Annotated in this window: 12 protein-coding genes and 1 pseudogene; 1 reads left to right on the forward strand and 12 read right to left on the reverse strand. The window is 61.1% G+C overall.

The annotated features are described in order from the left end of the window. Window positions 1-241: 241 nt before the first annotated feature. Window positions 242-1,018, forward strand: a complete 777-nt coding sequence (locus tag AC0L3D_RS29600) for a sulfite exporter TauE/SafE family protein (protein WP_065010507.1) — start codon at window positions 242-244, stop codon at window positions 1,016-1,018. Window positions 1,019-1,268: 250 nt separating this feature from the next. On the opposite strand, the gene AC0L3D_RS29605 is transcribed toward AC0L3D_RS29600, so the two are convergent. The 12 genes and pseudogenes from AC0L3D_RS29605 to ccoO form a co-directional block, all read right to left on the reverse strand. Further along, window positions 1,269-1,442, reverse strand: coding sequence for an EAL domain-containing protein (locus tag AC0L3D_RS29605; protein WP_473628832.1), 174 nt, complete (start codon window positions 1,440-1,442; stop codon window positions 1,269-1,271). 58 nt (window positions 1,443-1,500) lie between these two features. Continuing rightward, window positions 1,501-1,776 (reverse strand): annotated as a pseudogene (locus AC0L3D_RS29610) (EAL domain-containing protein); the annotation flags it as partial. A gap of 107 nt (window positions 1,777-1,883) precedes the next feature. Beyond that, window positions 1,884-3,065, reverse strand: a complete 1,182-nt coding sequence (gene ubiM, locus AC0L3D_RS29615; protein ID WP_473479543.1) for a 5-demethoxyubiquinol-8 5-hydroxylase UbiM — start codon at window positions 3,063-3,065, stop codon at window positions 1,884-1,886. Window positions 3,066-3,194: 129 nt separating this feature from the next. Beyond that, window positions 3,195-3,572 (reverse strand): hypothetical protein, encoded by a 378-nt coding sequence (locus AC0L3D_RS29620; RefSeq protein ID WP_473479540.1) that lies wholly within the window; start codon window positions 3,570-3,572, stop codon window positions 3,195-3,197. Continuing rightward, a complete protein-coding gene (locus AC0L3D_RS29625) occupies window positions 3,573-5,474 on the reverse strand; it encodes a glycoside hydrolase family 127 protein (protein WP_473646699.1) in 1,902 nt (633 codons plus the stop codon). 337 nt (window positions 5,475-5,811) lie between these two features. Next, complete coding sequence (ccoS, locus tag AC0L3D_RS29630; protein ID WP_473479536.1) at window positions 5,812-5,967, reverse strand: cbb3-type cytochrome oxidase assembly protein CcoS; 156 nt, start codon at window positions 5,965-5,967, stop codon at window positions 5,812-5,814. Beyond that, on the reverse strand, window positions 5,964-8,246 hold the full coding sequence (locus tag AC0L3D_RS29635; protein ID WP_473646701.1) for a cation-translocating P-type ATPase: 2,283 nt from the start codon (window positions 8,244-8,246) through the stop codon (window positions 5,964-5,966). The genes ccoS and AC0L3D_RS29635 overlap by 4 nt, the downstream gene beginning before the upstream one ends. After that, window positions 8,243-8,740, reverse strand: a complete 498-nt coding sequence (locus AC0L3D_RS29640; protein WP_473479532.1) for a FixH family protein — start codon at window positions 8,738-8,740, stop codon at window positions 8,243-8,245. The genes AC0L3D_RS29635 and AC0L3D_RS29640 overlap by 4 nt, the downstream gene beginning before the upstream one ends. After that, window positions 8,737-10,296, reverse strand: coding sequence for a cytochrome c oxidase accessory protein CcoG (gene ccoG, locus AC0L3D_RS29645; protein ID WP_473646702.1), 1,560 nt, complete (start codon window positions 10,294-10,296; stop codon window positions 8,737-8,739). Before ccoG ends, AC0L3D_RS29640 begins: the two co-directional genes overlap by 4 nt. A gap of 166 nt (window positions 10,297-10,462) precedes the next feature. Further along, on the reverse strand, window positions 10,463-11,326 hold the full coding sequence (ccoP, locus tag AC0L3D_RS29650) for a cytochrome-c oxidase, cbb3-type subunit III (protein ID WP_473646704.1): 864 nt from the start codon (window positions 11,324-11,326) through the stop codon (window positions 10,463-10,465). Between the two features lie 2 nt (window positions 11,327-11,328). Beyond that, window positions 11,329-11,478, reverse strand: a complete 150-nt coding sequence (locus tag AC0L3D_RS29655; RefSeq protein WP_473518579.1) for a cbb3-type cytochrome c oxidase subunit 3 — start codon at window positions 11,476-11,478, stop codon at window positions 11,329-11,331. Between the two features lie 12 nt (window positions 11,479-11,490). Further along, window positions 11,491-12,222, reverse strand: coding sequence for a cytochrome-c oxidase, cbb3-type subunit II (gene ccoO, locus AC0L3D_RS29660; RefSeq protein ID WP_473518578.1), 732 nt, complete (start codon window positions 12,220-12,222; stop codon window positions 11,491-11,493).

The following is a 12,222-nucleotide window of genomic DNA, read 5'->3' on the forward strand; positions in this document are numbered from 1 at the left end:
GCCATGATCGCGGAGGCTCCGAAGAAGGAGTCGGCTGGCGGCGGCATGCCAGGCGGCATGGGCGGCGGCGGCATGGGTGGCATGGGCGGTATGGGCGGTATGGGCGGTATGGATTTCTAAGGTCCACGCACTTCAACAATCTCGATGGGCGGCAGCGATGCCGCCCTTTTCTCTGACTCGGAGCCAAGCCGGATGCCACATCCACAAGGCTACATACGGCGGCACGTTCACGGCGGACACCATGACTGACTTCATTCTGTTCGCCATTGTCGGCTTCCTCGCCCAGGCGGTTGACGGCGCGTTAGGCATGGCCTATGGCGCGATCTCCTCCACCGTGCTGCTCTCCTTCGGTGTTCCGCCGGCGCAGGCTTCCGCCGCGGTACACGCGGCGGAAGTGTTCACCACGGCCGCTTCCGGCACGGCGCACCACTACCACCGCAATATCGACTGGAAGCTGTTCTGGCGGCTTGCTCCTTTCGGCATTCTCGGCGGCTGCCTCGGCGCCTTCGTGCTGACCTCGTTCGACGGCGACATGGTGAAGCCCTACGTCACGACCTATCTCGCTGTGATCGGGCTCTGGCTGTTCCTCCGGTCGTTCCGCAAGATCCCCAGCAATCCGGTTCCTACCCGTCTTGTGGCGCCGCTGGGTACTGTAGGCGGCTTCCTCGACGCCGCAGGTGGCGGCGGATGGGGCCCGATGGTCGTGACCGGATTGCTCGGCGCCGGCGCGCCGCCCCGCTACGTGATCGGCACTGTCAATGCGGCCGAGTTCCTGATCACGCTAGCGGTGTCCGTCACCTTCATCGTCGCGCTCGTCAGTGGGCACTGGCAGGAAGCGGGGGCGCTGTCGACACATGCAAGCTCGGTGCTGGGGCTGATCGTGGGCGGCATAGTCGCCGCTCCGCTTGCCGGATGGGTGCTCAAGGCGATTGCCGAGCGGACGCTTTTGCGGCTCGTCGGCTGCCTGATCATGCTGCTCGCTTTGTTCCAGACCGCCCAACAACTGGGATTCGTCTGACCTGAGCAAGCGGACTACCCTTCTAAGCCTTCCCTTTGCTTCCGGACATCATGATCGGCGCAACCGAAGTGAATCGCGGACTGGAGGCGACTTGCCACCCTGGAAAACCTAACCTGCGCCACGAACAGCGTATGGCACGCCAGTGATCAACGTGTTTCCCATTTCCGCCTCGCCCGGCCCATCGGTCCTTTTACGCTCTGCTCGATGCAGTGACTGCTCTGCTCGATGCAGTGACTGATGACGGCGGCGATCAACATTGCTTCGCGTGCTCTTTTAGTGCCAATTCAATCGCCTGGCTTAGAGGCACCGCCTTGGAGAATAGGACGCCCTGAGCGGTTCTGCAGCCAAGCTTGTGCAGAATTTGCCGGTCTGCCTCTGTTTCGACGCCCTCGGCCATGACATCGATCCCGAGCGCCCGACCAATCGATCACCGTTTTGACAAGCAGCCGGTCCTCCCGAGACTTGGCTAGGCCGCGAATGAAGCCTTGGTCTATTTTCACCTTGCGTATCCGACTGTCCTTGAGAGATGCCAACGTGGAAAAGCCGGTGCCGAAGTCATCGAGCGCGATGGAAATGCCGGCATGTGAAAGGCGCCCGAGCTTTTCATCTACTCTGTCCGGGTCCACTGGGGATTCTTCGGTAATCTCGATTTCGAACATCGTTGCTGGGAGGTCTTTGCCGCCAGACCATTCAGAACTATGTCGTCGATATCGCCGGCTTCCAATTCGCGCGGTGACAATACCTCTTCGGGGCGACATTTAGGGCCTGCCGCGGGAAGCTGCCGCCTCTGCGTGCAGGGGCAGCGATTACTCCGGCGAATGAGGCCCTCTTTCATCGCGCAAGGTCCAAAGCTGCTGGTACGGTTTCATCGCCTAAGCATGGCCGAAATGCCATGCCGCATAAAGGGGGCATGTTGGGCGAACCGAAGCCCCACATGTCGTGCAAGCCGTGCCGCCGGGTGCTCGCTTGAGTAGAGTCCGACGAGAATGTTCGTGCCGTGGAAGAGCGGCGCCGCTGACAGGCGCAGCCACCTTTCGTATCCGTGCAGCATGTCGGGATCGGCAATCTCGCGACCGTCGCGACATGCTGTTAGGATTCCATAGGCGAGTTGCTTCTGGCCGCTGATACCGATGTTGAAACCATGCGCAGTCACCGGGTGCATGCCGATGGCAGCGTCGCCGATGAGTGCGGCGCTGGGAGCTCGGAATTTGTGCGCCCAAGTCGTGACCAGCGGATAGGTATGGCGCTTGCTTGCCAAGGTCATTTTTCCAAGGCGCCCTCGACACCGGTTCGTCAATTCCCTCAGAAACAAATGGTCGCTGAAGGCAAGCAGTCTATCGGCCTCGTTTGAGCGCAGGGTGAGCAGCAGCGACGACACTCCCTCCGCCAGGGGCAACATCGCTATCGTCTGATGGTGATCGAACCATTCGATTGCCACCTGGTGGTGGGGGCGCTCATGCCGCACCCGGCATATTAGCATCGAGTAGCCAAGCCGATTGATATCGGCGCCTATGCCGAGCAGATCACGAGTGGCCGACAGACGTGAATCGGCGGCAACCACAAGGCTAGCGTTCAACTGCACGCCATTAGACAGCGTTACGAGTGCTCCTGTGTGGCTGGTTGTTGCATCTACGACCGAGTGGCCGCACAGCAGCCGCGCGTGATTCTGCACGTGGATTGTCTTGAACAGCGCGTCGCGGATCCGGCAATTTGGGACCAAAACTCCGAGGGGTTCTCCAGACCCGCTGGGAGGATCGAAACGCAGAGCGAAAGGGCTCGAACCGTTGAGCACGCGCGCGCCGTGAAGCTGTGATTTGTCCGAAGCGGGGATGGCATCCCAGGCGCCGATCTCGCGAAGGATTCTGATCGAGGCGTGGGTCAGCGCGATTTCGCGGCCGTCAAAAGGCGGATTGGCGAGAGTATCAATTGGGTTCTGTTCGACAACTGCGACCTTGAGTTGGCTTTGAGCGAGTGATGCGGCGAAGCAAAGTCCGACCGGCCCCGCTCCAACGACAATGATGTCGAAGCTGTCATCGGAGTCGGCCATCAGCGTGGCGCCATCGCGTAGGCTCTCCAGTGCCCAAGCACGAGCTGCGAAATCAAAAAACGCCTCTGATGCCAGTTAAGCACGACGCGCACAAGCTATGGCCGCCTAAATAAGTGGCAAGCCGCCTCATCAGCGGCAGATGCTCACAAAGCCGTTGCTTGACGGCTGTAGCTGGCAAGTAAGCGGTCGATCGGGCCGTTGCTGCGGCGCGATCTCGCGATCCTGGGAACGGAACTGCTGCTGCTGCTGCTGATATTGCTGCCGCCGCAGCCTGTTCTCCAGCATCAGTAATTCGTTCTGCTCGACCAGCCCATTGCGATTGGCGGGGTTGAGGACTGGTGCCGAGGCGACTGGATCCGGCAACGTCGCCGTTCCCAGCATTCCCGACATGAAGATCGTCAATAGGCGAAATCGCGACATCCGTTCACTCCTGCAAACAAAACTTTGGCATACTCCGCTCACCTGGGCAGATAGCCAGCCAACCAACGGGTTTCTCACCTCGGCCATTCAGCTTTCCAGCAGCCACACTTGCATCGAGCCTTTTGCCCGATTGTTCCAGAGATAGTATGGCAGGGCGGTTAGCCGGCAGTCCGAAGCGATGGGGGGCGTATTTCTGTATAGGCTGTCTCCCCAGCCTTGGTCTTCGACGCGTTGCGCGGAGGCAGTCAGCGTGACCACGCCATCGAAAAGATCGCCCCGTTCCATCGTTTCGATCTTGGACTCTCGCGGCAGTGTGAGCTGCTGCACGGGCGCCCCGGGATTGTCGACCTCTTCAACGCAATAAACCAATGGTCCGCGCTTAAGCGCCACCCGGCCGATATCCTGCTTGACCGAGGGATGAGCATAGATGCGCTCGGGAGAAATCGGTAGTTCGAGGGCGATGGTGTCTCCGGCATTCCATAGCCGCGAGATCGCAAGATAGCCATTTCTGGTGCATGCCGTCACGTCGACTGCACATCCCCCGACCGAAGCTTCGGCTTCATGAGCCCAACCGGGAATGCGGAGGTTGATCGTGAACTCGGCCGGCGCGTCAGGGCTGACCTCGATCCTGATCGAGCCGAAAAATGGATAGGCGCTGGTTTCCCGCAGGAACACATTGCCCGTAGCGAGTTGAATGTTCGTCGAAACGCCGCCGTAGAGATGGAAGGCGATTGCGTTTTCACTGGCCGAGACGAAATAGCCTCCGATCGAAGCAATCAAACGAGACGAATTCATCGTGCAGCATGGGCATGAGTGCCAGGCCCATCTGCTGCGTCGCCCATCGCTCTCGAGCGGATTGGAGTAGAAATAGCGCTCGCCATCGCGCGAAAGGCCGGTCAGCGCGCCGTTGAACAACGCCTGTTCCAGAACGTCGGCGTATCGGCCGTCGAGTTCGAGATGCAGCATGCGATGTGCCCAGAAGATCAGGCCTACCGAGGCGCAGGTCTCCGCATACGCCGTATCGTTCGGCAGGTCGTGATCCTCAGTAAAGCCTTCATTCGCGGCAGCCGGACCCAAGCCGGACGTGATGTAGATTTTCGAGGAGATGACGTCGGCCCAGAGCACCTCGCATGCTTTCTTGAGGCTGTCGTCATTCAGTTCCGCCGCGAGGTCGGCCATGGCAGAAAGCATGTACATCGCTCGGACCGCATGTCCGACCACCTTAGTTTGCTCGCGCACCGGCCTGTGCGACTGGTTGTACTCATATCTTTTCGCCCTGAAATCCCTGGGGTTCTCCCCGCGCGCGACCGCTTCCTGATCGAAGTAGTGCGGCTGACGCCCGCGCTCATTCATGAAATAGGCCGCGAGGTCGAGATGCATTCTGTCTCCAGTCAAGCGATAGAGCTTAACGAGGGCCAGCTCGATTTCCTGATGGCCGCAATAGCCGCGCTTCTGGCCGGGGTTCGGGCCGAATGTCTTGCGCACATGGTCAACATACCGCTCAAGGATGTCCAGGAGCCGGCGCCGGCCCGTCGCGAGGAAGTAGGCGATACCGCCCTCGAGCAGATGTCCAAGATTGTAGAGTTCGTGATTGTCGCGCAGGTTGGTCCAGCGCTTGTCGGGCTCGCGCTGCAGGTACCAGCAGTTTAGATAACCGTCGGGAGCCTGCGCCTTTTCGAGATCATCGACAATGTTTTCGATCCATGCCTCGATGTCGGGATCACGCCTGTGTGACAGCGCGTAGGATGCTGCTTCTATCCACTTGCCGGCGTCGGAATCCCAGAACACCTGCCCGAAATCGTGCTCGTTGCCTGGGACGCTCAGTGGCAGCGACTGGTTCGGCAGTGTGAGGGACAGCAATACACCTTGCTTGCTAAGCTGGACGTGCTGGCTGGGAATGGTCCGTGTCAGCACCGTCTCCAGCCGCTCGCGCCAGAATTGCCCCTCCAGCGCGACATCAACGAACCGAACTGGCTTGAACTCGCTCATTCGAACGCATCGGCTCCTGCAATGACATGCGCCGGCCTGCTCACGGCTTCGACAATGCCGGCGCCCCGGCGAACACGGCCAGCACCTGATACCGCTCAGCTTCCGTCCGGCTAGACATGCGTTCTCCCCTTGAAAAGACTCGTCCATTAAATCAGGGCGGTGGGGAGACAGCACTGATCTGGGTCAGCCAGACACGACAAACCCGCGCCGCCGGTCTATCCGCTCCGTTGCACTTGGAACACGTACATCGCCAGCGCTCGTGCGGCCGTGGGAGGTACTTCGTGGCATCGGCCGCTTGCATGGCGGAATGGGCGACGCAGGCCCTCGGGTGACGGAATCAGCGTTCCGGCCTCTCGTCCCGGTCAATGAGGATCCGCTCGGCGGCTCCGTCGAGATCCTCGTATTGACCGCTCCTCAAGGCCCACAGGAAGCCGGACAGACCCAGCGCGCCGAGAAACAGAGCTACGGGCATGAGATAGATAAGCGTCGTCATGACAATCGTGCCAATGCGCCGATACTGGGACGTTTGCCCCGCGTACGAACCGTCTGCGTTGGGCTCGCGGCAATGCCTTGCAGCCTCAGCGCATTGCCAATGACAAGCAGTGACGAAGCCGACATCGCGATTGCGGCGATCAGCGGAGTGACGTGCCCCAGGATGGCGATAGGCACGGCAACAGCATTGTAGACAATTGCTATGGCGATGTTTTGCCGGATCAGTTGTCCGGCCTTTCGCGAGACGTCGAGGGCAAGGGATACTGCCGAAAGGCTTTCGCGCAGGAACACGAAATCCGCTGCTTTGCGGCCAACATCGGCCGCCGTGGCTGGAGCGATCGAGACGTGTGCCGCGCCCAGCGCAGGGGTGTCGTTGAGGCCGTCGCCAACCATCAGCACCTTGTGGCCGTCCTTCGACAGCGTTTCGATATGCTCGACCTTGCCCGAAGGAAGCAGCGCCGGAACAAAGTGATGGATGCCCAACATCGCCGCGACCTCGCCGCAGGCAGCTGCGGTATCGCCAGACAGCATTTCCACGGAGATGCAGGCGTTGTTCAATTGCTCGATGGCCTCTCTGGCGTCTGCACGCAGCGCGTCCTCGAAGACAAAAGACGCGACAATGATCCCATCTTTGGTCAGAACCGTTCCGCCGTATCCGCGTTCGCCGGCGGTTCGGGCCTTCCACCCGGCCCAGCCGCGCCGGCCAAGTCGCCAGGTGCTGCCAGCGGCGGTGGCTTCGATCCCGAAACCAGGGTGCTCGCTGACGGACTCGAGCTTCGGCTGACCGGCAAAGCCCGCAGAGCCGGCTATGGCCCTTGAGAACGGATGGCGGGAATGCACGGCCATGTCGCCTGCGATGGCCAGCATGGCCGGATCAATGGACGACGCGTTGACGAGCCGGGGCTGTCCGAGCGTAAGCGTTCCTGTCTTGTCGAACACCGCCGTGTCGATCGCCGCCAGACGCTCCATAGCCGAGCCATCCTTGACCATGACGCCGCTTTCGAACAGACGCCGCGCAGCGACCACCTGCACGATCGGCACGGCGAGACCGAGCGCACACGGGCAGGTGATGATGAGAACGGCGATGGCGATCGTTACAGCCTGGTGCCAATCGCCGGTCGCCGCCATCCAGCCAAGGAACGTCACCAAGGATGTCAGATGGACCACTGGAGCATAGAGCGCTGAAACGCGGTCGGCGATCCTGCGATAATGCGCGCGACCGCCCTCGGCGGCTTCCATCAGCCGGACCATTTCGGCCAGGAAGGAATCCTTTGCGGCGGCTGTTGCTTCGATGGTCAGCGGGCCCGTGAGATTGAGTGTGCCGGCCTGCACGGTTTCCCCTGACGACACGGTTCTGGGTGTGCTTTCACCGGAAACCAGTGAACAGTCGAGATCGGAAGAGCCTCGAATGATCTTGCCGTCGACGGGAATCCTTTCGCCGGCGGTGACCAGCAGTTGCAAGCCGGGTTCGATCTCCTCGACCGGCAGGTAGTCGCGCGAACCATCCTCGCGCAGCACCATGGCGCCCCGCGCCGCCAGCCGTGACAGGCCGTTCACCGCGGTCCGGGCACGCTCGCGCATCACGTGATCCAGCGTGCGGCCGATCAACAGGAAGAACAGCAGCGACACCGACGCATCGAAATAGGCGTGGTTGCCATGGTTGATGGTCTCGTAGAGGCTGATTGCGTAGGCGAGCGAAACGCCAACCGCAATCGGCACGTCCATGTTCATGCGACCGTGACGCAAAGCATTCCATGCCGAGCGGAAATAGATTCCGCCGGCAAAGGCGAGCGCCGGGATAGCGATCAGCGCCGAGACCCAATGGAACAGGTCACGCGTCGCGCCTTCAGCGCCTGACCAGACCGAGACGGAAAGCAGCATGATGTTGCCCGCAGCAAAGCCGGCGACCGCGACGGCCCGGATCAGCTCCGAAAGCGTCTTGTCCTTCTCGCCGACCTGCGGGTCGAACAGATGCGCCGCGTAGCCCAGCCGTCCAAGCGCGGCGGCGAATGGCGGAACCTCCACCCCACGCCACCGGATCGATACCCGTTTCGTCGACAGGTTGACCCGAACGCCCTCGACGCGATCGAGCTTTTCGAGAGCCGTCTCGATCGCCTGGATGCAGGCCGCGCAGTGAACCGTCGGCACCGACAGATCGGTCTGGCGAAGGTCATCGCCAAGCAAGCGGCTTGCCAACCCGATCTCCTGGCTCGACGGCAAGCTGGACGTCGCTCCGCCCACATCCAGCGCCATTTCAGCGCCCGGCGCACAGCAGCTCATTGCAGTGCTCCCTGAGAAATCATGATCCGGCGAACGTCGCGATAAGGTTCTGGCAGACCGGCATCGGTGTCGACTTCGACGATCCAGACGCCATCCCTTAGCGTGTGCTGGGCGGCAAATTCCTGGCCCGAGGCAGTGGCGAGAGTGACGGCTTTGTCCGCGCCCGCGTAGGCGGGATGACGAAACAGCACCTTGACACTGCGCAACGGAACCGGTTTGCCGGCGGCATCGCTGAGACTGTAGCGGACTTCACCCCAAGAGATCGTCAATTTGCCTGTCCAGCCGAGCGCCGCCTGAGCGCGGCCTTCCTCGGCCTTTCGATTGAATTGCTGGCTGGCCACATAGGTGTTTTCGACGACAAGACCGGTCCAGCTCGTGCTGGCGAGCGTTGCCATGGTCAGATTCACACCAACGATCACGCCGAAAAAACTGAGAATGATGAGCAACATATGCCTGCCGGTGAATTCGCGGGTTTTTTGCGTATTGGCGCTCATCTGGCGATCTCCGGGGCGTTGAAGGTGGCGGTGTATTCGTCCGTTTCGAAACTCGCCTTGTCCTCGACCAGGAATTTGAACGTTTGTGTTGCGCTTCCGACCTGGTCCGCCGGCTGACGCACGAAAACCTTCAGCATCTTCAGGCGGTCGGGTTCGACCGCGACGGCGAAGGACCGGTCTGCGGGAAGGTCGATACCAACGACGCTCATTTCGGCTCCCCGCAGGCCCTGCATCGTGACAACGATCGTCCTTGGCACGGGGATCATGTTGAGCAGCTTGAGGGAGTAGCCGTTGCGGATTGAACCGTCGGACAGCGTGACGAACTGGGGGTTGCGGTCGTGCAGAACGTTGACCTCGAGCCGGTCGCGCGTCAGCAGCGAATAGAGCAGCGCAATGCCGACCGCCGACCATGCACCCATGTAGATGAAGGTGCGCGGCCGAAAGATCTTGCGGATATGGAAATGGGCTAACCTGTCCGAGAAAGCGCCGCCGTCGGTCCGGACGAGCGACGGGTTCACCGAGCAGGAGCCGCCTGCAGTCGCTACCGCCATGTTGGCGTTGTAATCGGACAGCGTCGCATAGGAGATCAGCCCGCGCTCCTTGCCGAGCTTGTCCATGACGCTATCGCAGGCATCGATGCACAGCGCGCAAGTGATGCATTCGAGCTGCTGGCCATCGCGAATGTCGATCCCCATCGGGCAGACGGCGACACAGGCATTGCAATCGACGCAGTCTCCGACCGGCTGCCCCGCGGCCTGGACCTTTTTGGCGTGCCGCGAGCGAGGTTCGCCGCGCCAGTCATTGTAGGTCACGGTGAGCGAATTTTCATCGAGCATGGCCGCCTGAATGCGCGGCCACGGGCACATATAGGTGCAGACCTGCTCGCGCATCAGCCCGCCGAATGTGTAGGTGGTTGCCGTCAGCACGCCGATGGTGATGTAGGCGACCGGCGCCGCGGTGCCAACGAAGACCTCGCCAATCAGCATTGGCGCATCGGCGAAATAGAAGATCCAGGCGCCGCCGGTCGCTGACGCTATGGCCAGCCAGATCGCGTGTTTCGATCCACGCAGCACAAGCTTGCGCGCCGTCCACGGTCCGGCGTCAAGTTTCATGCGGGCATTGCGATCTCCCTCGATCGCGCGCTCCACAACCAGAAACAGATCGACCCATACGGTCTGCGGACAGGTATAGCCGCACCAGGCTCTGCCGACTGTGGATGTGATTAGGAAAAGGCCGATGCCGGCCATCACGAGAAGGCCGGCCACATAGAAGAATTCCTGCGGCCAAATCTCGATGAAGAAGAAATAGAAGCGGCGGTTGGCAAGATCGATCAGCACGGCCTGATCGGGAGCAAACGGACCTCGATCCCAGCGCAGCCAGGGCGTCAGGTAGTAGATGCCCAGGGTGATCGCCATCACTAGCCACTTGAAGCGGCGAAAGCTGCCCGAGATTCGCTTCGGGAAAACCTTCTTGCGTGGGGCATAAAGCGGCTCACGGGTGTTGGGGGAGTCGATCGCTTCTGCTTCGGGCGGTTCTGTCTGCGTTTTATCACGCACTTAGCATCTCCAGTCCCGCTGCCGATGTCAGGGCCGCCCATCGAACAGCCTCGCCGTGGGCGGTCCGCCCCGTGTTGATGCAGGTCGCAGCCGGAATGGTGTCGAGGCCCGGCTCGCGCCGGGCCTCGTCGCTTGGCAGGGGGAGGCCGAGAATAGGCTTCCGTTCCTATTCTCCGCCGCCAAGCGAATGGACATAGACCGCAAGTTCCTTGACCTTGACCTCGCCGAGACGCCCACCCCAGGCCGGCATGACGCCTTGCTTTGGCGCGCGAACCTGCGCGTCAATAGCCGTCTCGCCCGCCCCGTAGAGCCAGATCGCGTCGGTCAGGTCGGGTGCGCCAAGCTCCGTGTTTCCCTTTGCATTATCACCATGACAGGCGGCACAATTCTCGGCGAAAACATTGCCGCCGGGTATGACCATTGCTTGATCGCCAACAGCGCCCGAGAGACTCGAGACATAAGCGCTGACCTGTGTAATCTGCTCGGGCGTAATGATGTCACCAAAGGGCGGCATTTCCGACAGGCGCGTGTCGGGGTCTGAGGCTACGCGGATGCCGTGCGTGATTGTCTGCTGGATCTGCTCGGCCTTGCCGCCCCACAGCCAATCGTCATCATTCAGGTTGGGAAAGCCCTTCGAACCCTGGGCGCCGGAGCCATGGCACTGAACGCAATTGACCTTGAAGGCGGCGCCACCGGCCGCGATAGCGAATCCGCGCAAAACTTCGTCGGCGGCAATCTCGGAGACAGTCTTCGCTTGAAGGGCGGCAACATACTTGCCCTTGGCGACCTCGGCCGCTGCCAGCTCATTCTTGACATCGTTGCGGCTTGAATAGACGAGCACGCCTCGGGTGGCGGAGCTTAGCATAGGCCATGCGGGATAGGCTATGGTGTAGCCGATCGCCCAGACTATGGTGACGTAGAAGGTGATCACCCACCAGCGCGGGAGCGGATTGTTGAGCTCCCTGATACCATCCCACTCGTGGCCGGTGGTGGAGATGCCCGACACTTCGTCGATATGTTCATCGCTCATGATCAGTCGTCCTTCAGAGGAATGCGGGCGGCTTCATCGGCCTGCTTGCCACTCCCGGGACGGAATGCGAAGGACACTACGCCGACGAAGAAGAGTGCCATGGCGAGCAGGGCCCAACTGTCGGCGAACTCTCTCATCCAGTTGTAATCCATGGGTGTTTCTCCTCAGCGGTAGCCGGCGGCTTCGTCATAGGTCTTGAAATCGACCAGCGTGCCGAGCATCTGCAGGTATGCGACCAAGGCATCCATCTCGGTGACCTGTTGCGGATTACCGTCGAAGTCGCCGAGCTTCGCCTTCGGATAGCGGCCTTCCAGGTCGGATGTGTCGGCATTGGGATCGGCCTGCGCAATCAGGTCACCTGCGGCGTGAGCGATCATGTCATCGGAGTAGGGGACACCGACGCGCCTGTTGGCGATAAGGTGCGTCGAGAAGTCCTTCACCTCGATCGCGGTATCCTTCAGGAAGGCATAGCTCGGCATGATCGATTCCGGCACCACCGAACGCGGCTCGACAAGATGCTGAACGTGCCACTCGTTCGAGTAGCGATCTCCGACCCTGGCGAGGTCCGGCCCCGTGCGCTTCGATCCCCACTGGAACGGGTGATCGTACATCGACTCGGCCGCCAGGCTGTAGTGACCATAGCGCTCGACCTCGTCACGGAACGGCCTGATCATCTGGCTGTGACAGAGGTAGCAGCCCTCACGCACATAGATGTTGCGCCCGGCGAGTTCGAGCGGGGAGTAGGGCCGCATGCCTTCGACCTTCTCGATCGTGTTGTCGAGATAGAAGAGCGGTGCGATTTCGACGATGCCACCGATCGTCACCACAAGGAGGGAACCAACGAGAAGAAGCGTGGCGTTCTTCTCGATAAGCGCGTGTTTGTTCATCAAGCCCAT

The sequence above is a fragment of the Mesorhizobium sp. WSM4837 genome, assembly GCF_055811435.1.

Excerpts from the sequence above, each read along its gene's own strand:
- AC0L3D_RS29600 (WP_065010507.1), top strand. The coding sequence starts at position 242 with ATGACTGACTTCATTCTGTTCGCCATTGTCGGCTTCCTCGCCCAGGCG.
- ubiM (WP_473479543.1), bottom strand. The coding sequence starts at position 3,065 with ATGGCCGACTCCGATGACAGCTTCGACATCATTGTCGTTGGAGCGGGG.
- AC0L3D_RS29620 (WP_473479540.1), bottom strand. The coding sequence starts at position 3,572 with ATGGCCGAGGTGAGAAACCCGTTGGTTGGCTGGCTATCTGCCCAGGTG.
- AC0L3D_RS29625 (WP_473646699.1), bottom strand. The coding sequence starts at position 5,474 with ATGAGCGAGTTCAAGCCAGTTCGGTTCGTTGATGTCGCGCTGGAGGGG.
- ccoS (WP_473479536.1), bottom strand. The coding sequence starts at position 5,967 with ATGACGACGCTTATCTATCTCATGCCCGTAGCTCTGTTTCTCGGCGCG.
- AC0L3D_RS29635 (WP_473646701.1), bottom strand. The coding sequence starts at position 8,246 with ATGAGCTGCTGTGCGCCGGGCGCTGAAATGGCGCTGGATGTGGGCGGA.
- AC0L3D_RS29640 (WP_473479532.1), bottom strand. The coding sequence starts at position 8,740 with ATGAGCGCCAATACGCAAAAAACCCGCGAATTCACCGGCAGGCATATG.
- ccoP (WP_473646704.1), bottom strand. The coding sequence starts at position 11,326 with ATGAGCGATGAACATATCGACGAAGTGTCGGGCATCTCCACCACCGGC.
- AC0L3D_RS29655 (WP_473518579.1), bottom strand. The coding sequence starts at position 11,478 with ATGGATTACAACTGGATGAGAGAGTTCGCCGACAGTTGGGCCCTGCTC.
- ccoO (WP_473518578.1), bottom strand. The coding sequence starts at position 12,222 with ATGGGCTTGATGAACAAACACGCGCTTATCGAGAAGAACGCCACGCTT.